The following is a 24,697-nucleotide window of genomic DNA, read 5'->3' on the forward strand; positions in this document are numbered from 1 at the left end:
AATGAAAGAGAAAGAGTTTGAATATATTGCAAATAAAATTTGTGATGTATTAGATAATATTGAAGATAAAGAGTTACACAAAAAAATAAACAAAGAGCTTGAAGAGTTAGCTAGTAAGTTTGTGATTTACAGTAGTTCAACGTATTAATAAAGAGAAAAAAGTGGAAATAGAAAAAAATAGTTCTACTTATAATCAAATAGAAAAAGCCATCAAATACATAGATGAGAACTTCAAATCTCATCCAAGTATTGATGAGATTGCAAAAAATGTTGGAATGAGTAAGTACCATTTTATAAGGGTTTTTAAAGATTATGTTGGTCTTACTCCTCAACAGTTTTTGCACAGTGTTACTTTAAACTATGCAAAAGAGCATATAAAAGAGTCCAAATCTATTCTTGATAGTAGTTTAGATATTGGACTATCAAGTTCCAGCCGTCTTCACGAACTTTTTGTAAACTTAATTGGAGTTACTCCAAAAGAGTGGAAAGAAAAAGGTAAAGATGTAGAAATAACTTATGGTTTTGGACAAACTCCTTTTGGTGAGGCTTTGATTGGATTTACATCTAAAGGGATATGCTATTTAGGTTTTTGTGATAACAATAAAAAAGATATTTTTCAAAGATTTAATGAACTTTGGGAAAATGCCAACTTAGTTTTTAATGAAAAATTAGCAAATGAGTATTTGGAAAATATCTTTATAAAAAATAAAAAATATCCCCTTTTTGTAAAAGGTACAAATCTTCAAATAAATGTTTGGAAAGCATTAATAAATATTCCAAATGGAAAAATTGCAACTTATAGTGATATTGCAAATATTGTAGATAAACCAAAATCTGTAAGAGCGGTTGCAAGTGCTATTGGAAAAAATCATATAGGATATTTAATTCCTTGCCACAGAGTAATAGCAAAAAGTGGTGCTATGAGTGGATATAGATGGGGAATTGAAAGAAAAGAGAATTTACTAGCTTTTGAAGCCTCGAAAAAAATAAAATAAAAATCAATAAAATATTCAAATAAGTGCTTAAAAAAGATAATCTTTGGCTATACTTCACAAAATTTTTAAAAAAGAAGTAATATGCAACTACTGTCAAAAGACGCTCCACTAGAAGTAAGTTTAAGAAAAATGAAAAAAATCATAGATGATTTAGGTTACAAAATAAGGCTTTCAAAAGAGAAAAATCCTGTAAAAAATAGTTTTTCAGTAAACTTAAGTTTTGAAGGTGCAAACAACTATATATTTTCAAATGGTAAAGGTTCACTATCACAGTCATCTTTAGCAAGTGCTTATGGTGAATTTATAGAAAGATTACAAACAAATCTATATTTTAATGATTACTATTTAGAAAATAGAGATTTTTTTCCAGACCAAAAAGGATTTGATAAAAATAGCGATTTTTTAGATGAAGATATAAAAAAATATTACACTTTAGAAGGTATTGAAAAAGATGATTTTTTGGATTTTAACTCAAATAATTTTTCACAAATAATATCTTTACCTTTTATAAATCAAACTTCACAAAAAAAAGTATATTTTCCTATAAATTTACTAGCAAATCTTTATGCAAGTAATGGATTATCTACAGGAAATACAAAAGATGAAGCAAAAGTTCAAGCTCTATGTGAGATTTTTGAAAGAAATGTAAAAATAAAAGTTATAAAAGATGGTTTATCTCTTCCAGAGTTTCCAAAAGAAATTCTAAATAATTTTTCAAAAATAACTGAAGATATTAAATCTTTAGAAGAAAAAGGTTTTAAAATAAAAGTTTATGACTCATCTTTGGGTGGAATATATCCAGTTACAGCAATAGCTTTTATAAATCCAAAAAACAATACACTATTTTTATCTTTTGGAAGCCACCCTATTTTGGAAGTTTCAATTGAAAGAACACTTACAGAACTTTTACAAGGAAGAGAAATAGATGAGCTAGATAGCTTTGAAAAACCAACTTTTGATATGGAAGAGATTGCTTCAAACTCAAATTTAGAGTCTCATTTTGTTGATTCAAATGCAAAAGTTGGCTTACAGTTTTTAAGTTCTAAAAAATCATTTGCTTATACTCCTTGGAAGTTTGATACAGAAAAAAGTAGTGAACAATTTGCAATTTTAAAAGAGATTTTAAATAAAGAAAATAAAACCATATATCTTAGAGAATATGACTATTTAGGTTTTTACTCTTGTCATATGATTGTTCCAGATTTTTCAGAGATTTATCCACTTGAAGATATGATTTATAACAATAAAAATCAAGGAAAACTAATCCGTGATTTTATTTTAAACAAAGATAAATATGATTTAGAAAATTTACTTGATGAGTTAAGTGGTTTTGATGACTCCATAAATATGGGAGCATTTATTGGAGTTATTTTTAAAGAGGATTTCTCTTTAGGTGAATTCAAAGCTGATATTTTGATTAAATTAAAAGAGTATGAAGAGGCAATTTTTTGTCTTGAACAATCAAACAAAAAATTCAACTATATTTTGGCTCAAGTTTTAAGAATGACTCAAGAGAATTTAAATCTTGAAGATTTCAAAGATGCTCTTTTTGATATTTTTGAAGAGAAAAATATCAAAAGAGCTTTAGAGATTATTGATGAAAAAAGCTCACTAATAAACTTAGAGTTTGCAAATGAGTATAAAAATATTTTAAACTTATTTGATTCAAAAAATAAAAAATATATATAAAAATAAATAGCAAGAAAATCTTGCTATTTATCTATTTTAGAAGAGTTGCCTTACAAGAAGTTTCATCATTTGATGGAATAATATGTCTTAAAAATCTTGAATATTTACCAACATAATCAACCTTTGGATATTTTGCTCCAACTTTTAGCAAAATCTCATTTTGTCTTAACCACTCAAGCTCTACAGGAATAGCATCTATCCAAGCACAATTTGTAAGTAAATCTTCTATTCCTTCTAAATTTGGCTCATCTATTTTTTTGCTATATTTTGCATATAATTTAAGATATGTAGCTTCAACACTTTGTGGTTTTTCATCTTTGAAAATAAATACAACTTTAAAATCATCAGCACTTAGTCCGCTATCTATTGGTAATGTTGCTAATGTAGAAATTACTTGAAGATTTTTGTGAAGCTCTTTTTCTTCATAAAATGGTTTAAATGCTTCTATACAATATCCTAAAAATCCATCACCCATATCAAATACAGCTTCACTTTTTGTACAATCAACATTTTGCCCACTTTGTTTTAAAGCTGCTAAAAATACTGCAGCACTTTTGTGATTCTCATTCCAGTTTACAACTGGAAATGTAGCTTCTAAAATTAATTTTGGGTTTAAAACTCCTCTACTAACTCTAGCAATCCCAAATCCCAAAGGTTGTTTGTACCAACTCTCTTTTTCAATACTTTCAACAAGTGCCTTAAAATCTTCTTTTGTATTTATCATATTGATCTCCTAATTTTAATATTAATTTTACTCAAATTCTAATAAATTGTATCCATATCAATAGAAATATTACTTGATTTTAAATAGTGCAAAGCATTTAAAATTGCTTTAACATCTTTTGAGCGAATAATAACCTCATATCTATATTTATTTGCAATTTTAAAAATTGCACACTCACCAAATCCTACAACTTCAATATCTTTATTGTTTTTTAAATCTTTTACAATCTCGTTTAATTCTTCTTTTATTTTTAAACCATTTGTTGAAGATAGAACTACTCTTGCTAATTTAACAAATGGTGGATACAAATCTTTTCTAAATTCTAACTCACTTTTTAAAAACTCTTTATAATTTGACTCTTCTAAATAATATTTAAAAAACTCTTCATTTTTTGTCTCAATTACAACTTCTCCAAAGCCATTTCTTCCACTTCTTCCAGATATTTGTAAAAGTAAACTCAAAGCATTTTCTCTTGCTTTATATGAACTCATATTTAATAAACTATCCATTCCTAAAACAACTGCTAGTTTTACATTATGATAATCATGTCCTTTTGAAAGCATTTGAGTACCAACCAAAATATCTATTTTATTTTGATTGAACTCATCTAAAATCTTTTTTAAAGATTTTTCACTATTTACACTATCTTTATCAAATCTTTTTATAATACTATTTGGAAACTCATTTTTCAAAAGTTCTTCAATTTCGGCAGTACCAACCCTATGATTTCTTACAATTCCAGTTTTACAAGATGGACAAAACTCTGGAATTTTTTGTGCGAATCCACAATAGTGGCATTTTAAAGCTAAATCATTTTTATGTAAACTCATAGAAACACTACAAAATGGACACTCAACACTTTTACCACAATCAAAACAGATTTGATGCTTAAAATTTGCACGAGTTGGTAAAAAAACTATTGTTTGATTTTTATTTTCAATACTCTTTTTTATCAAATTAATAGTTTTTTCTGAAATATTTTGACTACTATTTTCAAAGATATAACTCTTTTTTGTCTCATAAAATGTTTTATCAAGTTCAAAATATGGAATTTTGTAAAAACTATTTATTGATGGAGTTGCACTTCCCAAAATAAGTCTTAAATCAAATTTTTTTGCTATGAAAATTGCTAAATCTTTTGCATTATATCTAGGAGTTGTATCACTTTTATAAGAGTTATCATGCTCTTCATCTACAATAATCAAACCCAAATTGTTATAAGGTAAAAAAAGAGCTGACCTTGCACCTGCTATTAATTTTATATCACCATTTTGAAGTTTATTTAAAATCTCTTTTTTTCTTTTTGCAGTTACTTTAGAGTGCCAAATTGCAACACTTGAATCAAAAACTTCTTCAAGTCTTTTTTCCATTTGTGGAGTAAGAGATATCTCTGGCATTAAAAAAACTGCCTGTTTTCCTTGCTTTAAAATCTCTTTTATAGTTTTGATATATATTTCAGTTTTACCAGCACCAGTTTTTGCAAAAAGAAGGGCTTGTTTTTTACTATCTAAAAAATCTTTTGCCTCTTGTTGAAAAGATGATAAAGTTATCTCTTTTTTATATTCAATACTAGAATTTTCATAAACTATATTTTTATTAAAAGTTTGAAATAAGCTCAAAGCAAATCCCATAGAACAAATATAGTATTTACTAATAAAATCACCAATTTGAAGCATAAAATCGCTATAAAACTCATCTTTTATACTCAAAATCGTACTACATTTAAAATCTGGTTTATCAACTTTTTTTATAACTACTGCTAAATTTGAATTTTTTCTATTTGCTAAAATAACTTCAACTAAAGATCCATTTTCAATAATCTCTTCACTTTGATAAGTCAAATTTTGTAAAGGAGATTTTAAAATCGCTACTTCATAATAGTTCAATAAAGTTCCTTACATATTTCTTCACTACTTACACACAAAAATTGACCATCTTTTAATAAAAATTCATATTGATTTTTTCTTGTAAAAAAAATGTATTTATCATCTGATATTTTTGTCCAATAGCCATTTTTAGACTCATTTGTTGAAGTTGAAATAATTGGAAAATCTAAAATATATTCAAATAACTTCTCATTTTTAACATCAATCTTTGCACCATCAAACTTGTTTATATTTCCATATTTTTGTATTAATATATTTTTTGATTTCTCTTTTTGTATACCATTGTTTATAAGAGCTATATCGGATTTTAATTTAACTAAATCACTATTTTCTAAAAAGGTATTGAGTTTTGGAAGTAAGAAAGATAATATAGTAGCAATAACTACTATAAAAATAACTATTTCAAGAGTAGAAAATGCTTTTTTTCTAAAACCCTGCAATTTTATTTGCAATATCCTCAACCTCTTTTCTAAAAGTTCTATACTCTTGATTTAGCTTTAAATATGCCAAAAGAAGTGATTTTGTATCATTATTTTTATCAGTATCTAGATATTTACAAAGCTCTCTTTCAAGCTCCTCATCTCCAGAAATTGTATAAGCTTTATTATTTATGTGAAATGTCAAATCTTTAGTCATTTGTATTTCCTTTTATTAAAGTTAATGTACTATCAATTTTTAAAATCATGTCTTGATTATTTCTTTCAAGTTTATCATTTTCATCTATTAGTTCACTTATTTTTTGCTCTAAAGCTATTTTTTCTAGTTTTATTTTTGCATGCTCTTCTAATAGATTGTCAATTCTTTCATTTAAAAGCTTAATGATTTCCATACTTTTATTCATAATTTAAGATATCAACTCCTCATAATCATCACTCATATAAACTTTTGCTACTTCATAAAGTTTTGCAACAGATTTTCCCCAAGATGAAAAATCATTTAAATCCTTAGTACTAATACCAAAGTTTTGAGAAATTTTTTCTATCAAAATTTGTTCATTTATATTAAATACACTATCAATATGAACTAATATCATTAGTTCTAAAACAACAATCTTCCTACTTCTTTGACTTTTAAAATTATTTAAAGTTGCCTCTAAATTAAAACTATCCATATCAAATGAATCTATATTTTCAATTCCCATCTCATCACAATACTCTAAAATAACTTCTTCTTCTTCTTTTCCAAAATTATTATCAACTCTTGCTAAATAGTGAGCCAATTGTAAAAAAGCAAATTTCTCTCGCGCTTCAAGTTTCATCAATAACATATTTTATATTCCTATTTGTATTTAATATTTAACCTTACATTATAGTATATTTTTTTTAATTTGCACCTAAATCAAATTTTGCAACAAAACTAAACTACTTTAAACCTCTACCCAAAAACTCTGAAGCCTCTGTTATTATCATAAAAGCATCTGGATCATATTTAGTGATTAAATTTTTTAATAAATCAATCTTTCCCGCATCAACTGTAACATAAATGATAGTTTTATTTTGCCCTTGATGAAGCCCTATACCTGTTAAAATAGTACCGTGTTCCTCTATTCTTTCTCTTATTTGCTCTTTTAAAACTTCAACATTGTTTGATACAATATTAACTATCTTTTTTGATGGTCGTCCTGTTAGAATAATATCAAGTACTCTAATTCCAACATAAACACTAAGCATACTATAAAGTGATTTATCTATATCATTGTAAACAAAAACAGAAGCAAACATAATTGTTGCATCAATAGCTAATAAAACTTCTGCTGCTTTATATTTTGTCTTTTTTGCAACTATTTCTCCTACAACAGATGTACTTCCCGTAGATGCTCTTCCTTTTATAACTAATCCAACACCTAAACCTATAAAAATTCCACCAAAAACTGCAGCTAGCAAAATATCATGGGTAATTGCTTCTATTTTTAAAACTTCTTTTAATATATCTGTAAATGTTGATAAAAGAAGAACTACAATAAATGTTTTAAAAAGATAATATTTTCCAAAATAGATATAAGATAAAAATAAAAATGGGATACTTACAACTGCAATAATAATTCCCAAAGTAATTTGTGGAAAAATTGCATGTAAAAGTAAAGAGATACCAACTCCTCCTCCTGTAATTATCTCATTTGGAGATAAGAAACAGACTGTTCCAAATGCCATTGCAAATGAGCCTAAAATTATAAATATATAGTGTTTCAACTCTGTTTTTTTCATATTTTTCCTAATTTTTATTCAATTTCCCAGCTAAAAAACCACTTGAAAATGACCATTGAAGATTGTATCCACCACAAGGTCCATCAATATCTACAAGTTCTCCGCAAAAATATAAACCTTGTAAAATTTTACTTTGCATAGTTTTTTGTTCTATCTCTTTCAAAGAGACTCCACCTCTTGTAATCATAGCTTGTCTAAATCCATCATGTCCAACTATAGTAAAAGGTGTCCAAGCTAGAATTTTTATTAGTTTTTCTCTTTTAAACCCTTCTATTTGTTTAAATCTTAAATTCTCATCAATTTCACAAATATTTAAAATCTCTTTAGAAACACTACTTGCAAGAAGAGTTTCTAAATTTTGTAAAATAGTGTTTTGTGGATTTTTAGAAATTTCATTTTTTAAATGCTTAAAAATATCCTCTTCATTTTTGCCTTTTAAAAAATTTATCAAAAGTGGAACTTCATCATATTTTTCTAAAATTGGAGTAATTTCTCTAGCAAAATCCAAAATAACAGGACCTCTTAAACCTTCTTTTGTAAAGATTAAATCTCCTGTTAGTTTTAGATTTTTATATTTTGGAATATTTACTTTTAATATAGCTTTTGCAATTGTATCGGCTTTACAAGAAACAAAATTTTTCTCTTTTGTAAAAAGTGGCATCATAGCAGGAGAGGTTTGTGTGATTGTATGACCAAAAGATGAAGCAAAAATATATCCATCTCCTGTTGCTCCTAAAGTTGGATAACCCAAACCTCCTGTTGCCAAAACTAGATTTTTACTTTTAAAAATATCTTCATCTGTTTTGATTTCAAAAATATCTTTCTCTTTTTTTATACTTTTTATATTTATCGAAGTTTTAACTTCAACTTTTAATCTCTCAAGCTCATTTTGCAATGCTTCTAAAATAATAGTAGAGCTATGATTTACTGGAAATACTCTAAATCCATCTTTAGCAATTGTAGCAACTCCAATTGAAGCAAAAAAAGCAAGCAAATCATCTCTTGAAAAACTATCTAATGCATCTTTTATGAATCTGCCACTCTTACCAAATTTAGTACAAAAATCATCTTGAGATAAAGTATTTGTAAGATTACACTTTCCTCCGCCTGTTGCTTTTAGTTTCAGTGCAATTTGTGCCATTTTTTCAATTATTAATACTTTTTTATCATCTTTTGCGGCGCTTATACTTGCCATTATTCCAGCAGGTCCTGCACCAACAACTATTAAATCATAAATTTTATTCAATTTTCTCTTCTTTTATTGAGTTTCTTGTATTATACACAATTTAATTTAAGCATTTAGGGGTTGTGTGTCTATGCTTGGTCGAGGTTTATTAGTTTTTACAATTTTATCACTATACTCATTTGCAACTACAAACAATAAAATAGCACTTTTGACTTTTGATGATGGTCCAATAAAAGCAACAAAAAATATCATAGAAACTGTAAGAGAAGAGAATATTCCTGTTACTATGTTTTTTATTGGTTGTCAAATTGAAACTTTCCCAAATATATATAAAGAGGCTATAAATTATCCAAATATTTTAATAGGAAACCATACATACTCTCACGCAAATAATAGATATAGAAAGTTTTATAGTGATCCTCTTTTAGTTGTAGAAGATATAAAAAAAGCAAATTCAATAGTAGGAGTTGATAATATTTCAAATACTTCATCTGCTTTTTTACCAGTAAGGCTTGCGGGAAGAAATGTTTTTAGACTTCCAACAATTACTAAAAATGACAATATGATTGATACAACACAAAGAGAAAAAGAGATTGTTGGTTATGATAATATCTATAATGAGGGCTATTATATTTATGGTTGGGATTTAGAATGGGCTTATGAAAAAAATGGAAAACCAATATTAACTCCTCAAGAGATATATAACTCTATGGAAAAAATATATGAAAAAAAACTCTCAAGCAAAGAGGATAAAGTAGTTCTTCTAATGCATGACTTTATGTTTAGTAATAATTTTGATGGAAAAGAGAACCTAAAAACTCTAATACAACTTCTTAAAAATGGTGGTTGGAGTTTTGAGAATATAGAAAATTATTAGAGTATATATTTATCTTAGTAGATTTTTAATACTATTTCAATTTTAAAACTATAAAAAGGAATTTAATGGCTGGATTATTGGGCTATTTATCAATATTAGCAGATGATATTGGATCGCTTGCAGGAAAAACAGCAGCTACAACTGCAAAGTCTCTTGCAACTTCACTAGATGACATAGGTATTTTATTTGATGATATAGCAACTTATACAAAATTAGCAAGCATAAAATCTAGTGGTCTTTTAGTAGATGACCTTGCTGCTATTGCAAACTTTACAAATGAAACAACTTCAGAAATACTAAAAAAAGAGCTTGAAAAAGCTAAAGATGTTGAAGAGTTTGAAAATAATGTTAAAAAATTAGATGAAGAAACTCAACAAAAAATTATAAAAGAACTTGAGCATATAAGAGAAGTTGCAAGGCTTGAAGCAAAAAGAAAAGCAGCTTTAAGAGAACTTCCAATTGTTTATAAAATTGCAAAGGGAAGTTTTATAAATAAATTTATCATTATTCCTGTTGTTTTACTTTTAAGTTATATTGCACCTTGGGCTATTGCTCCTATTTTAATTATTGGAGGAGCTTATTTAGCTTATGAAGGAGTTGAGTCAATTTTAGAAAAATTTGGTCATCATCAAGAAGATGAACAAACAGCTCAAAAAGAGAGTTCAAATGAAGATTTTGAAGATCAAAAAGTAAAAAGTGCTATAAAAACAGATTTTATTTTATCTTTTGAAATAATTGTTATTAGTTTAAGTTTATTAGATAATAGTGATTTTATAACAAAACTTATGGTTTTAATAAGTGTAGGAATTTTAACAACCGTTTTAGTATATGGAATAGTTGCTTTGATTATAAAACTAGATGATATTGGCTTTTATTTGCAAGAGAAAAAAAGTATTGCTTTACAAAAAATAGGTGATGGTTTTGTAAAATCTATGCCTTATATTATAAAAAATATTGGGGTTCTTGGAACAATTGCAATGCTTGCTGTTGGTGGTGGAATCATAGCTCATGAAACACATATTTTACAGTCACTTGAAAATATTATAAAAGCTATCCCTCTTGGTGGATTTTTTAGTGAAATTATTTTAGGTGCAATTGTAGGATATATTGTAGTTTTAGCAGTTCCTATTTTTTCAAAAATTACAAAAGTATTTAAAAAATAGTTTAAGTAAGTGGTTAAATATCACTTACTTAATAAAATATGTATGAAAAATATCTACCAGAATATATAATACTAAAAGCGAAAAAATAATCATTCTATAGTTCATGATACTCTCTTAAACTCAAAATTCTCTCTATGCTGTTTGATATTCCTACTTTAAACTCATCTTCATTTGCATACAATCTATACAAATCCAACTCTTTTTTTCTATTTATGTTCATTACTTCCTTTATTATATTATCTAAGGCAATTTTTCTAGTATGGCTATCTTGATTATTTTGATATTTTGTTTCAAAATCTTTATGTTGTTTTACTTTTTTTATTATATGTAAAATTTTTTCTCTACTCTCTTGGGGTGTTTCTGCCCAACCACTAAACCATCTTTCATTAAAACTGTTTATTATTTTATCAAGTTCATCTTTCTCAGAATTTGTATGAGCTCCTCTTGGATTTGCATTTTGAGGGTCAAGTTGTGTTGCACTTTCATCAAGCCCAATACTAATTCCTAATTTAACTCTCTCTAATCCATAAGTTGATAAATCTACACTATTTAACAACTCATCTAGTTTATCTTGGTCTTTATCTTTTATAATCATTTTTGGAATTAGAAACTTTAAAAACCAAAATAGTTTTTCCCATGCAACTATCTCATAAGGCATAATAGAAGACATTTGCCCATATATTTTTACAAACTGTTTAGCTTTGATTTTATAATCTGCTTTTTCTTCATCTTCAAGTTCTAATTCAATATTAAATCTTTGAGCTGAAATATCAATTATTGGTGATAATTTTGAAGCATCAACACCTTTGAAATATTTCTCAAAAAACTCATCAACTTCACTTGATTCATAAACACCTAAATCATCTAAATTATCTTTTAACTCATGAAGTACATTTATATCTGTTGCTTCACTTAGCGTCGTTGATGTATAAAATGGATCAAACGAAGCTTTAATATCCTCCGTTTTATTGAAAAAATCTAATACAAACAGATCTTCTGTTTTTTTACCATATTTTGGTGCAGCTCTATTTAGTCTTGATAGTGCTTGAACAGCTAAAACACCTTGAAATTTCTTATCTACATACATAGCACATAGTTTTGGTTGGTCAAACCCTGTTAAAAATTTATTTGCAACTACTAGTAATTTATACTCATCACTATCAAATTTTTCACTTATATCTTTTGAGACAAAACCATTCATATCATCTTCTGTATATTCGATTCCATCTATCTCTTTTTTTCCTGAAAAGGCAATTATTGCTTTAAATGGATTTCCAAGTTCCTCTAACTTTTTATTTATAGCTTGAAAGTAAACAATAGCTGTTTCAATATTAGCCGTTACAACCATACCTTTGGCTTTGCCTTTTAATTTTTTAGCCTTTACAACTTTTTCTATAAAATGGTCAAGTATTATTTCAACTTTTGTTGCTATTGTAGATGGATTTTTTTCTACAAAACTTCTTAGCTTTTTTTGTGCTTTTTTTGTATCAAATAGTGGATTATCTTCTATTGATTTTTCTATTTCATAATAACTTCTATAAGTTGTATAGTTTGAAAGTACATCTAAAATAAATCCCTCTTCAATAGCTTGTTTCATAGAGTAAAGATGAAATGGTTTAAAAGTTCCATCTTCTTGTTTTGTTCCAAATTTTTCAAGAGTTGTATTTTTTGGTGTTGCTGTAAATGCAAGATAAGAAGCATTTCCTTTCATCTTTCTATTTTTCATAACTTCTAAAACTAAATCTTGAGCATCTAGTTCTTCATCAAACTCTTTTTTACCCATTGCTTCATTCATTTTTCCATGAGCCAAACCACTTTGAGATGAGTGTGCTTCATCAATAACCACAGCAAATCTTTTTTCACTTAAATCTGCAATTCCATCAACGATAAATGGAAACTTTTGAATAGTTGTAAGAATGATTTTTTTACCACTTTCAAGATTGCTTTTTAGTTCACTTGAGCTATATGCAGGTGCAACTATATTTTTTTGTTCACTAAAACTTTTTACATTATCACGAAGTTGTTTATCAAGTAGTTTTCTATCAGTTACAATTATCACACTATCAAATAGTGGATAATCCAAACCTTTACTTCCTTGTACATTTTCGCTTATTGGATAAGCTTCGATTAGCTGATATGCACTCCATGTAATAGAGTTTGATTTTCCACTTCCAGCACTATGTTGTATAAGGTAAGTTTTTCCAACACCATTTTGGCTTACATCGTTTATTAATTTTCTAACAACATCAAGTTGATGGTATCTTGGGAAATAAAGTGTTTCACCATCTAGTCTTACAAAGTGCTGGATGATGTTTGCTAATGAATTTTTACTAAATATCTCTTCCCAAATATAAGAAGTTTTATGTCCATTTGGATTTACTTCATTTCCAGCTCCAAAATTATTACCTTTATTAAAAGGCAAGAAGAAAGTTTTATCTTTTTCTAATTTTGTAGTCATAAATGCTTCATCAGTATCAATAGCAAAATGAACTAAACATCGTGCAAAGTTTAATAAAGGCTCTTTTGGGTCTCTATCTTCTTTATATTGTTTAATACCATGATATCTTGCATTTTGTCCTGTCCAATGATTTTTAAGTTCCATTGTAATAATTGGTAATCCATTTATAAACAGAACCATATCAAGCTCTAAAAGTGGATTTGTTTTTGAGAAAGTTACTTGTCTTGTTACACTAAAAACATTTGAAGCAAATCTTTTTTGTAACTCTTGCCCACTTGAAGCCAAAGGTGCAATAAAGAAAAATTTAAAATGAGCATCATCTACATCAAGACCTTTTTTTAGGATTTTTAAAATCCCATACTTCTTAATCATCTTATCAAGTCGTTGGATGATTTTTAGTTTATATTGTGGGTCTTTTTTTAGTTTTTCTAGCTCATCTGCTTGTGTTGTTTCTAAGAAATCCCAAAATCTCTTTTCATCAATCGCATAATCTTTATTAAAATCTTTGTTTTCACCCCTGACAAAACTTTGTTCTAATAAAGAACTTTCAATACAACTCTCTAATGCTTCTTCGTTAGTTTGACTTACTATCATTTTAACCCCTTAATATCAACTTCTAGCTCTTTTAAACTTTCTATTTTTTCTATTTTCTTTTGTTCATCTTTAAACTTTTGATACTCTAATTCACTTTTTGCTTTTGCTATATCGTGGCTTATTTTTCCTGCATGAGTTAGTAACTCTCTACCATTTAAAGATATAACAGCATCTAGTCTTGCTATCCAATCTTTCATATACATAGGTGTTCTTTGCATTGCCATAGTCTCTGCAAATGCTAAATATTGCTCAACAAGTAATCCTAAGAGCTTTATCTCTTCTTCGTTTAAATAGTTTTTAGCAATACTCACATCTTTTTTTGTTACATTTTTACTCTCTTTATCATATGAACTCATACCTAAAAGAGGTTTACTCATATCTATTCTATTATGTACAAGTTCAGCTGCTGTTTGAGATGATACTGCCCAAAGTAGCTTATTTTGAACAATTTTAAAAAACTCTATTGTTTTTTCATCTTTTGGGTCATAGTCAATACTTGTCATATAGATGTCTTTGATTTTTTGATAAAAAAACTTCTCAGAGATTCTAATATCTCTAAGTCTTTTTTGGAGTTCATCAAAATAGCCCATTGAATTGCCATTTTTAAATCTTTCATCATTTAGTACAAAACCTTTTGTGATGTACTCTTTTAATTTGTCATTTGCCCAAATCCTAAATTTTGTACCAGTAGATGAACGAACTCTAAAACCAATGGCTATTATCATATCAAGGTTATAATACTCTACATCATAGTTTTTACCGTCATTTGCAGTTGTTCGGTAATTCCGAACAACTGAATTTTTATCTAATTCACCCTCTTCAAATATTGCTTTAATATGTTCACTTATTGTTGATTTTGCTTTACCAAATACTTCACAAATTTGAGCTTGAGATAGCCATATTGAACCATCTTCAAACATAACATCTACTTTTATATTACCATTTTCGTTTTGGTAGATTAGGATATTTGGATTATTGTTCATCTATGAATCCTCTATCTTTTCTCCATCTTCTACCATTTACTAAGTCTTCAAATTCAATTCCATCTAACTCTAAATGATCTGCATGATCTGTAACAATAATTTGTGGTTCTATACCTGTTTCTTCAAATGTTTTTTTACAATAAGATACAAGTTGATTAAAAATATTAGTTACGGCTTTTATATCTTCATCAAGGTTACTATCTTTATCCCCTTTTTTATCTTCTATCTTTTTAGCATCAAACTCATCTTCATTATCTTTTATTGTAGTAGGAAAATATACTTGTGTAGGTTGATCTAAAAATAAAATTGGTGGAATTAAAGATTTATCACCAAGAGAACAAAAAAATTTATGAATAGCTAAAAATAAAGTTAAGTGACTATATAACCAATTTGCACCACTTCCCATAGATCGCAGATAAATTTTTTCAATTTTTCCATTATTATATTTTTCATCCCATAAATCAAAACTTTCCAATGAGAATTTTAAATTGATTGGTTTGTATGATTTTTCAAAATCAAATTTTTCACCAATTTTCTTCATTTCAGCATTTATATATTTCTCGGCATTTGATAATTTTTTATCAATATCGAATTTTTCTTCTAAATCTTTTTCATAACTTTTTATTTTTTCTCTTGAAATTCTAAGCTCTTCTTCAAGATTAGAACTTTCACCATTAACCAAACTTTCCAGTAAATTTTCAATTTTAAGCTTAACTTTTAGACCTTGTTCCTCTAAGCTTCTATTTTTTTCTAAACTACTAGTAATTCCTTCTAATTTATTAATTTTTTGATAAATTATTCTAATTTTTTTATCTAAACCACTAATCTTTTCTTGAATCTCTTTTTTATCACTTTCAAACGAATCAAGCAAATAATTTGATTTTGAAAGCTCATTATTTAGCCAACTAATAGCATTTTCTAACTTATTTGTTTCATTTAAAATTTTCTCATTGAATGTATGGCAAAAAGGGCATTCTGATACTTTTACTTCCTCTTCACTTTCATTGGTCATATTTTCTATACTATGAAAATGTTTATTTGCATATTCAATTGAAGATGAGATATCATTGAGTTTGTATTGTAAAATCCTTTTTTCTGCATAAAGTTCATTTTTTTTATTTCTAAATTCTTTAAGCTCTTTTAAACTTTGCTCTGATTCGTAATTAGCTGAAACATTTTTTGCTTCAAGTTTTTTTAATGTATTTGCAGGATTTATAAGTATTTGCATTATGGTTTCATCGATTAATATATTACCAGTAATCGCATAATATTCATTTAATAAACCATCTAATCTCTGAGTATTAAATTCATTGAGCTGAATTATTGCTTTTTGTTGATTTTCTAAGCTTTTTAAATATCTTTGTTCTTCTGCTAAACTTTGCTTGATAGTGTAATATTCTTGCTTAACAAAACCTGCAAAAATTTTAAATTGATCTATTGTTTGCTCTCTTTTTTCTTTTTCATCAAACCGATAAAATAAAGAATGTTTATTAGCTATTAAATTCTGATGTTGTAACAAAAAAGGTATCATATTTCTAATTGAAGGACGACCTTTTTTAGCATTATTTTTTCTATAATTTCTATCTTCTAAATCTTCATCAATATCCATTATATCTAAGCCTAAATAATGACCCAAATCCACATTGAAATCTTTAGAAAAATAGCTTTTTTCAAAATATTCTTTTTTTATATTTTCTGTATTAGGTAATTCTGATTCAAATTTTAAAAATTTTTTTGACCAATTTGGACTTCTTCCTACTGTAATAAAAGTATCTTTGATAGCTAAAACCATAAAATATATATCCGCACTATGTGTAATAATTCCAGATGGAATATTAAACTCACTACTTCCCATACAATAATCAAATATTTCAATCATTGCACTTTTACCTGTAGATGATTTACCTGTGATTACATTAACACCTGTATTAAACTCTACATAATGTATTTTATTTGATTTATCAACAATACCTAAGTATTTTACATAACTTTTCATAGTTCTTTTACTCCCAATAATCTATATATTGTTACTGCATCTAAATCTCTAAAAATTTTATGCAAATTTGATGAAGCCTTAAATGATTGATTCAAATTTTCAACTTTATTTTCAACTCTTTTTAGGCACTCAATAGACAAATCTTCATTGATTTTTAACCATTGATTATTAACTGCATGTTGTATACACTGATTTGTTATCTCTTTATAGTTTTTGATTCTCTCAGGTAGACCAAAGACATTTTCCCTTTTTGATTTTTCCTTACTGTCTATAAAAGTATGAATGTTACTTGTTATTCTAACCGTTTGAAGTGTTTGTTTACTTCGCTCATTTAATACTAGTGGTAAAACAATATATGCTAATAAAATATTTTTTGGTTTTTTTTCTAATTGTTCATAAAATGCCACAATTAAAGGAGTCAAAACAAATGGATTATTATGTATTTTGTAGATACTATCAATAAATTTATTCATCTTCATCTACCTTTAATTTCCAAATTATTTTTCTTTGATTTTCATCACTATCGTTATCTGCCATTTGATGTAAAAGACCATTTCTAAATCGTTTAGGAGTATCATGAAAATTTCTAAAACTTGGAGCATCAGCCCCAATTACGTTATTATAAAAAATTTTTGATTTTTTTGTAAGGTTAGTATTATTAGTTTCTAATGAAGCCGTACTATATTTTGAATTGTAAGTATCATGTATCTCTTTTTCATAATTATCATAGTGTTTAGTTAATATTTGATATTTAGTTAATTCTTCAAATATTATTTTTCTAGTATATATGAAGTCTGATATAGCATCGCTTTTGACTTCTTTATGATTGATTTCATCTATTTTTTTCACAAAAGTATAGTTTGAATGTTCTGCTTCTTCATCTGATGTTGCCATTATAATTCGATAAGTTGCTGGAAAAATTACAGTTTTTGAGTTAAATTCTTCTAATAGAGATGTAGCTTTAGCTTGAAAAGATTGATATGTAATTTCCCATCCATTAGAAGTAATTTCTGGATTAACTATAAAACCAATTAAAGAATTTATATAGTCATTTTTCTTATCTGAGATTACACCAGTTGCTTTAGTTTCTATTAATCTTTTATATAAAGTCTCATCATTTTCAGCTTCACTTTGAATTATAAATTTTTCTAAAATATCTAACAACTTAGCATTTTTGCTAGAATCTAAAACATAATTTAGCAGCTTCTGTGTTGTGTCAGATTTTTCTTTTTGTTTACTAAATTCTTTTAATATTAAATTTAATATTAAATGTTTTTCATCTTTATTTTTATTGTTCCAATCAATAAATTTTGAAGTTGGACTAATAGTTTGTGTAGTTAATAAAATTAAACTATGATAATAAGATATATCAAATCCATCATCTAACCAATTTTTTAAAGTTTTCCAAACATTGTGGTCTAAATCTGTTAAATTCTTTTGATAATCTTTAACTTCTACTTGTTCTCCACTTGAGTTTGTAACATCACCATACTTTTCAATCCAAATTGATTCACCATTTTGCATTTCAAAACAGTTTTCTAATGCAATTAAGAATTGATGAATTATAGGTTTAATTGTTTTTGTTGAATCATGAACTAAATTATCACTCATTGTTACACCTTTACTTTTCCAGTTACTACACTATCAATAAGTGATGCTTTATACTCTTTGAGTTTTGCTATATAGTTTTGTTGCAATTCTATGGCAATATCTATTTTTGATGTTTGATTTTCAATATATTCTACGATTTTGATTTGTTCATCATACGATGGATAAGGGATTGAAATATCTCCAAATTTATCAAAATAAAGTCTTAATCTCATATCCATGATACCTCTTGAATACTTTTTCATCTCTTGTGAAAAAACTTTTAATCTAAAAAGTTCATGATAATATATTCCTACAATATCTTTTTTTGCTCTTAAAATATCATAAGCTGGACTTGTAACTCCCTCATATTCTGATAATCCAATTGCACCCATCCATGCAAGAAGTTTATTTACAATAAAATCACCTTTTTTGACTCTCCAGTAGCCATCAGTTGTTGAAGCTTTATTTCCTTTTTCTGCCAATTCTTTTCTTGGTCTAACTCCAATATCTGTGTATATTGAAAGTAATTCTTCTTCATTTGCTTTTGGTGCAGGTTCTATTATCAATTTAAAAATATTCTTTACTTTAATTATTTCCCAATGTTTTGGTATTTTTCCAATCCATTCAACACCACTATCTACAAACTCTACATCTTTGTCTAAACCTTTTGTTACTGCATCATTGATAACGATTTGTTTTCGCTCTTTTAAAAGTTCAATTAGTTTTTCTTTTTGACTAATAACTTCATCAATTTGAGCTGTTTTTTCATCAAGGAAAAAGGCTATTTTTGTTTGTTCACTATCTTTTGGTATCCAAACAAATGTGTCTTTTAAAATATTTTGAGTAATGCTATAAACTTTAACTCCCTTTACTTTCTCATGCAGTTGAGAACGAAAATTTTTAGAATCAAATAGATAGGCATAAAATTTTGAATTTAATGTTTTTTGAGGACGACAAATCATAGTATGATAACCTGCAAAAATTTTTCTATCCCCTATTAAATGCGTGAAGTTACCTGAACCTTCTATATCTTCAGAAGTATCAGCAAATACAAAATCTCCTATATTTAATAATGATTTACTACCATTTTTCAAATAACTTTCATTAACACATTTTAATTTATGAATATTAGGATTTATTTTAAATCCAAACTTAGAATGTATTTCTCCATAATTAACACATTCTACACCTGTTTCTTCTAAGTTTTCCTTAGTAATATTTAAACCTTTTCCAAAAGAAAACAAATGTTTAAATCGTTTTATATCCCAGTGATTTGGAAATTCTAGAAAAGGATTTATTTCACTATCTTTATAAGACGAATATTTTTCTAATTTATTCATTTTCAAAACCTTTTAGCTCTGCTTCTATTTGCTCAATAGTAGGAAGTGATGATTGATACTCTTTTGGAAGTATTTCAGTTAGTTGATACTCGCTTATACCTATTGGTGTATTTACATTTCTAAGTGCATATTCCACTATCATATCACTTTTTGATTTGCAAATTAGTATTCCTATTGTTGGGTTATCAAACTTAGTTTTTATTTGTTCATCTACTGCTGTTATATAAAAGTTTAGTTTCCCTGTATATTCAGGTTTAAAATCTGTTGTTTTAAGCTCTACAATTACAAAACAGTGTAGTTTTACATGATAAAAAAGTAAATCGATTTTGAAGTCGTTTTTATCTACTGTTATTTTGTATTGTTGCCCTACAAATGCAAATCCACTTCCTAACTCCAATAAAAATTTAGTCATATTTTGCATAAGAGCTTCTTCTAACTCTTTTTCATCATAACTTTCTCTAAGAGTTAGAAAATCAAAATTATATGGGTCTTTTGTGATTTCATTTGCTAGAGCTGATTGTGTTTTTAGAAGTTTACTCTCAAAATTTGTGATAGCTTTGCCACTTCTTAGATATAACTCTTTGCTCATCTGTTCTACAAGCTGTGCTCTTGAATAGTTATTTTCAATAGTTTTAGAGATATAAAATAGTGCTTCATCTATGTTTTTAACTTTTGAGATAATATGAATATTATGTCCCCAAGGTATTTGAAAAATTTGTGCAACAAGCTGTTGCACAATTTCGTCAATAGACTGCTGACTATTTGAATAAAATAAAACCCATTTTTTCATATAATGAATATTTCTTAGTGAAAATCCTTGTAAAGCAGGAAACTCTTCTTTTAAATCTTTACTAATATTTTCTAAAATCTTATCTCCCCAAGAAGACTCTTTTTGTTTTGATATTATCATTGAGCCTATTTCCCAATAGAGCTTCAACATCTCTTCATTTACTTTTATATGTGCTTTTAGTTGAGCTGATTGGATTTTTGATTTAATATCAAATAAAAATTGTTTATACTCTTGTGTAATTATTTCCATCTTATAATCCTAAAATCTCTTTGATAAGTCCATCACTTGCATTTTCAAGTTCAAGTATATCACGAGCTACTTCATCTAGTGTTCTTAATGGTTTATGTATATAAAAATATTTATTAAAGCTTATTTCATATCCTATTTTTACACTATCAAGATTTATCCAAGCTTCTTGCACATGAGGTTTTACCTCTTTTAAGAAGTATTGGTAAATATTATCTTTTAAAGGTATATTTTCACTATCTCTTAAATCTGTATCGCTTTCATATTCCACAAACTCATCTTTTTTACCAGTTGGATAATATCCGAAATCTGATAGTTCATCTTCTTTACATCCTAAGTAATCACAAAGTTTTTCTAGCTTATCACCACCTATTTTAGATACCTTTTTAATAACCTTTTGTGCTGTTTCATCATACCAAGATACGGCATTTAGCATCATGTTTTTTTCACTTGCACTTAGAGTTATTTTTTGCTCTTTTAATACTTTTTCTACTAATTCTTTAAAAATATTAAAATCATCATAAGTAGTAGTTCCTATTTTTTCTTTTAGTAGTTTTGCAGTATCAACAAGTGTTTTATGCTTCTTCCATAACTCTTTTGAAAGAAGTGATTTTAGTTGTTTTGTATTTAATTCTATATCATTTTTATCTAAGTATTCTTCTATGGTTTTTTTATGTTTTCCTAAGTCGTTATAACACTCATCTTTATACTCATTTTCACACCATATCATAGCCTCTTCAAGAGTCTTATCATATTTTAGAGTCTCTATTAAATCATCTCTAAATTGAGCTTTTAATCTTTTTGGTCTCTCAATTTGTACTTTATAGTATCCAAAATCACTATTATCAAAGATTTTAGAAGAGATTTTTTTACCATCAATTTCATCATCACAAGTTTGGAATTTTGAATAAATTTCCATAATTTTTGAGATATGTTTAGACTCTAATTCGCAGTTTTTATCACCTAGATTTTTTCTAAGTTTTGAATATAAATTATTTGCATCTATTAGTTGTACTTTACCTTTTCTTGTATTGGCTTTGTTGTTTGAAAGAAGCCAAATATAAGTAGTAATTCCAGTATTATAAAAAAGGTTATTTGGAAGTTGGATAATAGCATCTAATAAATCATTTTCTATTATATATCTTCTTATGTTGCTCTCTCCACCACCTGCATCACCAGTAAATAGTGAACTTCCATTGTGAACAGATGCAATACGGCTCCCTATTCCATTTGAAGATGATGGTTTCATTTTTCCAACCATTTCCATTAAAAACAGTAATTGTCCATCACTACTTCTTGGAGTCGCATCAACATCACTTCTATTTCCCCAATAATCAGCAAGATTTACTATAAATCTACTATCTATTACATCTTTTCCATCTTTGATATATTTTTGTTCACTTGCCCACGATTTTCCATAGGGAGGGTTTGAGAGCATAAAGTCAAATTTTATTCCTGCAAACATATCTGTACTCAAAGTTGAGCCATTTTTTATATTTTCAGGATTGTTTCCTTTTATCATCATATCTGATTTACAAATAGCATATGTTTCATCGTTTATCTCAATTCCATATAAAAGCACATCACCTTTTGCTTTTATCTCTCCATCTTCATCTTTTATAAAGTTTTGAGATTCTGTTAGCATTCCACCACTTCCACACGCTGGGTCATAAATAGTCATAACAGGTGGTAAATTATCTTTGATTGGGTCAAATACAATATGTGTCATAAGGTCAATTACTTCTCTTGGAGTGAAGTGTTCTCCAGCTTCTTCGTTGTTGTCTTCGTTGAATTTACGAATAAGCTCTTCAAAAACATATCCCATACCAAGATTTGTAAGAGGTGGTAGTTTTTTACCATCTGGATCAACTGCTTCTTTATCTGTAAGATTTATATAAGAACTTGTGAATTTTTCTAACACATCAAGAAGCACATCTTTATCTGCCATGTGTTTGATTTGAGATTTTAATTTAAATTTTTCTATTATCTCTTGAACATTTTTGCTAAAGCCATTTAAATATTCTGTAAAGTTTGCTTCAAGCATTTGTGCTGAGTTTGTTGCTGTATCAAAAAGTTTTTGCAGTGTCCATTTGCTTGTATTGTAAAACACATATCCACTTGCATCTTGTAATCCCATTTCATCAAGCTCAGTGAAAAGAGCTTCTTCTTTTTGAAATCTAAGCTCTTCAAGTACAGCTTCTTTTGTAGGTTCTAGTAAAGCATCAAGTCGTCTAAGAACTACCATAGGTAAAATAACATCTCTGTATTTACCTCTTACATATACATCTCTTAGACAATCATCTGCTATTTGCCATATAAAACTTACTAATTTGTTGTGTACTGCTTGATTCAAAAAAAACCCCAAAAATAAAATAGCATAGATTTTATCTAAAAGAATATATAATTTAGGTTATCCTTAAAATCTGTCTTTTATTTGCCCTGCTTTGTTCAATTTGAATAAAATCCTTCTCATATTTTTTATACTTTTTCAAAAATGGTGGTATTTTTCTACCCTCTATCATCATCACATCATCCAAAATTGTTTTTACCAAAAGCTCCTCTTCATAATCACGGCTTAAATACTCAAACAAATACTCTGCAACCCTATCCAGAGAGATTTTAAAAGTACTTTCACTTCTTTTATATATCCACTTACTAAAATCAAAAAAGTTTTTGAACACTTTACCATCTTTAAAAAGTAGTTTTGAAGTTTTTACAAAATTTCCACTATTGTAAACAATATCCCAAAATCTAGCAAATCTTTTCATATCTTGCATAAGCTCAAATGGTATTAGATTATTTTGTAAAATATCATAAGGTGGGTTTGGATTATAAACCATACCATGTAGTTCATCATGCCTATTTAAGGTAGTTCCAGATAGTTTTTTTAAAATTCCAATTTGAATTTCACCACTACTCAAAGTATAAAGCAAATTAAGATTTTGTGCAAAACTATCAATTGTTTCACTAGGAAGTCCTACAATTAAATCAATATGCATATGAGCATTTGTCTCAGAACTCAAAAATGCTAGATTCTCTTTTATTTTATCAATTTTTAGATTTCTGTTTATATTTTTTGCAACATCTAAATTTAGAGTTTGAATACCAACTTCAAGTTGCAAACTTCCTGCTTTAAACTTTTTCAAAAGCTCTCTTAACTCAGGTGGAAAATTATCAGGAATTACCTCAAAGTGTAAAAAATAGTCATCATCTTTTGCTAAAAAATAGTCTAATATTGCTTTTGCATAAGATATTTTTAGATTAAAAGTTCTATCTATAAACTTGTAGTTTCGTGCACCCCTATTCCAGAGTTTATCAATCTCATTTAAAAAAACATCAATAGGAAGATATCTCATTGAACTGTCAATACTAGATAGACAAAATTCACAAGTAAAAGGGCAACCACGGCTACTTTCTATATAAATATGCCTATTTTTTATATCAAAATCACTGTAATAATCATATGGTAGTTCAATTTTATCAAATTCAACTGGCTTTGCATGAATTATCTTATCTTTTGGTCTAATTCCACCTAAGATATTTTTACATAAGTTATAAACACTTATTTCACCCTCGCCAAACATAAAGTAATCAGCCATTTCAAAATCTACTCTATGAGGAAGATGACTAATCTCTGGACCTCCAAGAGCTACTATTGTATTTGGGCTTATTAGTTTTATATATTTTACAATTTCAGCTACATCTTGAGCATTCCAAATATATGTTGAGATTAATACAATTTTTGGTTTGTACTCTAAAATCTCTTCAACTATTGTTTGATTTTGGCTATTTATTACAAACTCTAAAATCTTTGCTTCATCTTTTAACTCTTTTAGATTTGCAAACAAGTATCTTAAAGATAGACTTGAGTGCGAAAATCTTGAGTTTAGTGTTGTTAATATTATATTTTTATTTTCTATATTCATGGTGTGGATTCTACTTAAAATGGTGTTATATTAACCTTTCATAAAGAATA

The 24,697-nt window shown here is 27.3% G+C and carries 21 protein-coding genes and 1 pseudogene; 5 read left to right on the forward strand and 17 right to left on the reverse strand.

The window, feature by feature from the left end:
• The 3 genes and pseudogenes from glyA to AC5LG6_RS07225 form a co-directional block, all read left to right on the forward strand.
• Positions 1-148 (forward strand): annotated as a pseudogene (gene glyA / locus AC5LG6_RS07215) (serine hydroxymethyltransferase); the annotation flags it as partial.
• Positions 149-161: 13 nt separating this feature from the next.
• Positions 162-995, forward strand: coding sequence for a bifunctional helix-turn-helix domain-containing protein/methylated-DNA--[protein]-cysteine S-methyltransferase (locus tag AC5LG6_RS07220; RefSeq protein ID WP_228137977.1), 834 nt, complete (start codon positions 162-164; stop codon positions 993-995).
• Positions 996-1,076: 81 nt separating this feature from the next.
• Entirely contained in the window at positions 1,077-2,684 is a 1,608-nt protein-coding gene (locus AC5LG6_RS07225) for a YcaO-like family protein (protein WP_498586095.1), read from the forward strand.
• A gap of 31 nt (positions 2,685-2,715) precedes the next feature.
• On the opposite strand, the gene AC5LG6_RS07230 is transcribed toward AC5LG6_RS07225, so the two are convergent.
• The 8 genes from AC5LG6_RS07230 to AC5LG6_RS07265 form a co-directional block, all read right to left on the reverse strand.
• Positions 2,716-3,408 carry a tetrahydrodipicolinate N-succinyltransferase N-terminal domain-containing protein gene (locus AC5LG6_RS07230; RefSeq protein WP_066358756.1) on the reverse strand — a complete coding sequence of 231 codons (693 nt, stop codon included), beginning with the start codon at positions 3,406-3,408 and terminating at the stop codon, positions 2,716-2,718.
• A gap of 38 nt (positions 3,409-3,446) precedes the next feature.
• Positions 3,447-5,294: a primosomal protein N' gene (locus tag AC5LG6_RS07235; protein WP_260966729.1), complete on the reverse strand. Its 1,848-nt coding sequence runs from the start codon at positions 5,292-5,294 to the stop codon at positions 3,447-3,449.
• Positions 5,291-5,734, reverse strand: coding sequence for a hypothetical protein (locus tag AC5LG6_RS07240; protein ID WP_498586096.1), 444 nt, complete (start codon positions 5,732-5,734; stop codon positions 5,291-5,293). Before AC5LG6_RS07240 ends, AC5LG6_RS07235 begins: the two co-directional genes overlap by 4 nt.
• Complete coding sequence (locus tag AC5LG6_RS07245) at positions 5,721-5,930, reverse strand: hypothetical protein (RefSeq protein ID WP_066155890.1); 210 nt, start codon at positions 5,928-5,930, stop codon at positions 5,721-5,723. The genes AC5LG6_RS07240 and AC5LG6_RS07245 overlap by 14 nt, the downstream gene beginning before the upstream one ends.
• Positions 5,923-6,135: a hypothetical protein gene (locus AC5LG6_RS07250; RefSeq protein WP_228137701.1), complete on the reverse strand. Its 213-nt coding sequence runs from the start codon at positions 6,133-6,135 to the stop codon at positions 5,923-5,925. Before AC5LG6_RS07250 ends, AC5LG6_RS07245 begins: the two co-directional genes overlap by 8 nt.
• A gap of 3 nt (positions 6,136-6,138) precedes the next feature.
• The gene (locus AC5LG6_RS07255; RefSeq protein WP_066155887.1) at positions 6,139-6,561 is read right to left on the reverse strand and encodes a hypothetical protein; all 423 of its coding nucleotides are present in this window, start codon (positions 6,559-6,561) and stop codon (positions 6,139-6,141) included.
• Between the two features lie 94 nt (positions 6,562-6,655).
• Positions 6,656-7,498, reverse strand: a complete 843-nt coding sequence (locus tag AC5LG6_RS07260; RefSeq protein ID WP_434248478.1) for a YitT family protein — start codon at positions 7,496-7,498, stop codon at positions 6,656-6,658.
• 7 nt (positions 7,499-7,505) lie between these two features.
• Positions 7,506-8,744, reverse strand: coding sequence for a BaiN/RdsA family NAD(P)/FAD-dependent oxidoreductase (locus AC5LG6_RS07265; protein ID WP_498586097.1), 1,239 nt, complete (start codon positions 8,742-8,744; stop codon positions 7,506-7,508).
• Positions 8,745-8,814: 70 nt separating this feature from the next.
• Between AC5LG6_RS07265 and AC5LG6_RS07270 the strand changes: the two genes are divergently transcribed.
• The gene (locus AC5LG6_RS07270; protein ID WP_498586146.1) at positions 8,815-9,561 is read left to right on the forward strand and encodes a polysaccharide deacetylase family protein; all 747 of its coding nucleotides are present in this window, start codon (positions 8,815-8,817) and stop codon (positions 9,559-9,561) included.
• 65 nt (positions 9,562-9,626) lie between these two features.
• Complete coding sequence (locus AC5LG6_RS07275) at positions 9,627-10,724, forward strand: DUF808 family protein (RefSeq protein ID WP_498586098.1); 1,098 nt, start codon at positions 9,627-9,629, stop codon at positions 10,722-10,724.
• Between the two features lie 94 nt (positions 10,725-10,818).
• On the opposite strand, the gene AC5LG6_RS07280 is transcribed toward AC5LG6_RS07275, so the two are convergent.
• Genes AC5LG6_RS07280 through AC5LG6_RS07320 form a run of 9 tightly spaced genes read right to left on the reverse strand, consistent with a single transcriptional unit; the run spans position 10,819 to position 24,647 of the window.
• The gene (locus AC5LG6_RS07280; protein WP_498586099.1) at positions 10,819-13,776 is read right to left on the reverse strand and encodes a type I restriction endonuclease subunit R; all 2,958 of its coding nucleotides are present in this window, start codon (positions 13,774-13,776) and stop codon (positions 10,819-10,821) included.
• Positions 13,773-14,759, reverse strand: coding sequence for a RhuM family protein (gene rhuM, locus AC5LG6_RS07285; protein ID WP_498586100.1), 987 nt, complete (start codon positions 14,757-14,759; stop codon positions 13,773-13,775). The genes AC5LG6_RS07280 and rhuM overlap by 4 nt, the downstream gene beginning before the upstream one ends.
• Positions 14,749-16,755 carry a DUF3732 domain-containing protein gene (locus AC5LG6_RS07290; protein ID WP_498586101.1) on the reverse strand — a complete coding sequence of 669 codons (2,007 nt, stop codon included), beginning with the start codon at positions 16,753-16,755 and terminating at the stop codon, positions 14,749-14,751. Before AC5LG6_RS07290 ends, rhuM begins: the two co-directional genes overlap by 11 nt.
• Positions 16,752-17,234 carry a three component ABC system middle component gene (locus AC5LG6_RS07295; RefSeq protein WP_498586102.1) on the reverse strand — a complete coding sequence of 161 codons (483 nt, stop codon included), beginning with the start codon at positions 17,232-17,234 and terminating at the stop codon, positions 16,752-16,754. Before AC5LG6_RS07295 ends, AC5LG6_RS07290 begins: the two co-directional genes overlap by 4 nt.
• Positions 17,221-18,366, reverse strand: coding sequence for a hypothetical protein (locus AC5LG6_RS07300; protein ID WP_498586103.1), 1,146 nt, complete (start codon positions 18,364-18,366; stop codon positions 17,221-17,223). Before AC5LG6_RS07300 ends, AC5LG6_RS07295 begins: the two co-directional genes overlap by 14 nt.
• Before the next feature lie 2 nt (positions 18,367-18,368).
• Positions 18,369-19,685, reverse strand: coding sequence for a restriction endonuclease subunit S (locus AC5LG6_RS07305; protein ID WP_498586104.1), 1,317 nt, complete (start codon positions 19,683-19,685; stop codon positions 18,369-18,371).
• A complete protein-coding gene (locus tag AC5LG6_RS07310; protein WP_498586105.1) occupies positions 19,678-20,724 on the reverse strand; it encodes a PDDEXK nuclease domain-containing protein in 1,047 nt (348 codons plus the stop codon). Before AC5LG6_RS07310 ends, AC5LG6_RS07305 begins: the two co-directional genes overlap by 8 nt.
• Position 20,725: 1 nt before the next feature.
• Positions 20,726-23,074, reverse strand: coding sequence for a type I restriction-modification system subunit M (locus AC5LG6_RS07315; RefSeq protein ID WP_498586106.1), 2,349 nt, complete (start codon positions 23,072-23,074; stop codon positions 20,726-20,728).
• A gap of 52 nt (positions 23,075-23,126) precedes the next feature.
• Positions 23,127-24,647, reverse strand: coding sequence for a B12-binding domain-containing radical SAM protein (locus AC5LG6_RS07320; RefSeq protein WP_498586107.1), 1,521 nt, complete (start codon positions 24,645-24,647; stop codon positions 23,127-23,129).
• Positions 24,648-24,697: the final 50 nt, after the last annotated feature.

The organism is Arcobacter thermotolerans, assembly GCF_983172305.1.

Excerpts from the sequence above, each read along its gene's own strand:
- AC5LG6_RS07225 (WP_498586095.1), top strand. The coding sequence starts at position 1,077 with ATGCAACTACTGTCAAAAGACGCTCCACTAGAAGTAAGTTTAAGAAAA.
- AC5LG6_RS07230 (WP_066358756.1), bottom strand. The coding sequence starts at position 3,408 with ATGATAAATACAAAAGAAGATTTTAAGGCACTTGTTGAAAGTATTGAA.
- AC5LG6_RS07245 (WP_066155890.1), bottom strand. The coding sequence starts at position 5,930 with ATGACTAAAGATTTGACATTTCACATAAATAATAAAGCTTATACAATT.
- AC5LG6_RS07250 (WP_228137701.1), bottom strand. The coding sequence starts at position 6,135 with ATGAATAAAAGTATGGAAATCATTAAGCTTTTAAATGAAAGAATTGAC.
- AC5LG6_RS07255 (WP_066155887.1), bottom strand. The coding sequence starts at position 6,561 with ATGTTATTGATGAAACTTGAAGCGCGAGAGAAATTTGCTTTTTTACAA.
- AC5LG6_RS07260 (WP_434248478.1), bottom strand. The coding sequence starts at position 7,498 with ATGAAAAAAACAGAGTTGAAACACTATATATTTATAATTTTAGGCTCA.
- AC5LG6_RS07270 (WP_498586146.1), top strand. The coding sequence starts at position 8,815 with ATGCTTGGTCGAGGTTTATTAGTTTTTACAATTTTATCACTATACTCA.
- AC5LG6_RS07275 (WP_498586098.1), top strand. The coding sequence starts at position 9,627 with ATGGCTGGATTATTGGGCTATTTATCAATATTAGCAGATGATATTGGA.
- AC5LG6_RS07280 (WP_498586099.1), bottom strand. The coding sequence starts at position 13,776 with ATGATAGTAAGTCAAACTAACGAAGAAGCATTAGAGAGTTGTATTGAA.
- rhuM (WP_498586100.1), bottom strand. The coding sequence starts at position 14,759 with ATGAACAATAATCCAAATATCCTAATCTACCAAAACGAAAATGGTAAT.
- AC5LG6_RS07290 (WP_498586101.1), bottom strand. The coding sequence starts at position 16,755 with ATGAAAAGTTATGTAAAATACTTAGGTATTGTTGATAAATCAAATAAA.
- AC5LG6_RS07295 (WP_498586102.1), bottom strand. The coding sequence starts at position 17,234 with ATGAAGATGAATAAATTTATTGATAGTATCTACAAAATACATAATAAT.
- AC5LG6_RS07300 (WP_498586103.1), bottom strand. The coding sequence starts at position 18,366 with ATGAGTGATAATTTAGTTCATGATTCAACAAAAACAATTAAACCTATA.
- AC5LG6_RS07305 (WP_498586104.1), bottom strand. The coding sequence starts at position 19,685 with ATGAATAAATTAGAAAAATATTCGTCTTATAAAGATAGTGAAATAAAT.
- AC5LG6_RS07310 (WP_498586105.1), bottom strand. The coding sequence starts at position 20,724 with ATGGAAATAATTACACAAGAGTATAAACAATTTTTATTTGATATTAAA.
- AC5LG6_RS07320 (WP_498586107.1), bottom strand. The coding sequence starts at position 24,647 with ATGAATATAGAAAATAAAAATATAATATTAACAACACTAAACTCAAGA.